Source organism: Chryseobacterium sp. SIMBA_029 (genome assembly GCF_046535275.1).
Taxonomy (GTDB): Bacteria; Bacteroidota; Bacteroidia; order Flavobacteriales; family Weeksellaceae; genus Chryseobacterium.
This window is the reverse complement of sequence record NZ_JAWRXA010000106.1, coordinates 1-351: the sequence shown is the minus strand read 5'-3', so window position 1 is coordinate 351 and position 351 is coordinate 1. Positions and strand designations below refer to the sequence as shown.

Here is a 351-nt window from a genome sequence, read left to right as displayed (position 1 = left end):
ATAAAAAAGAGTTTATTCAAAAGCTGTACGATTTTGGAGCATCTCAATATGTTTCGGTTTTATACCAACTATACATGCATAAGTGTGAAACTGAAGTTGAAAATTTAAATTTAGATACAAAGAAGATAAAAATAATAAAAAAACACTTGTTGAATAATAAGAATAATAAGAAGGATGATGAAGATGCAGAATTTAATAAATTATTTTTTGAATTATCCTGATGTATTAAAGAAACTGAAAAGCAATGAAGCTAGCCTTATCGGTTATGACTCTATACAAACTCAAATTATCATTAAAGGGTTTGAGAATTATTTAATGATGGGTGCGGACAATAAAAAATGGGATAATGAA

1 pseudogene is annotated in these 351 nt (G+C 26.5%); it reads left to right on the top strand.

Annotation, left to right across the window (positions count from 1 at the left end):
• Positions 1-221, top strand: a pseudogene (locus SB679_RS23415) (hypothetical protein); the annotation flags it as partial.
• Between the last annotated feature and the right edge of the window lie 130 nt (positions 222-351).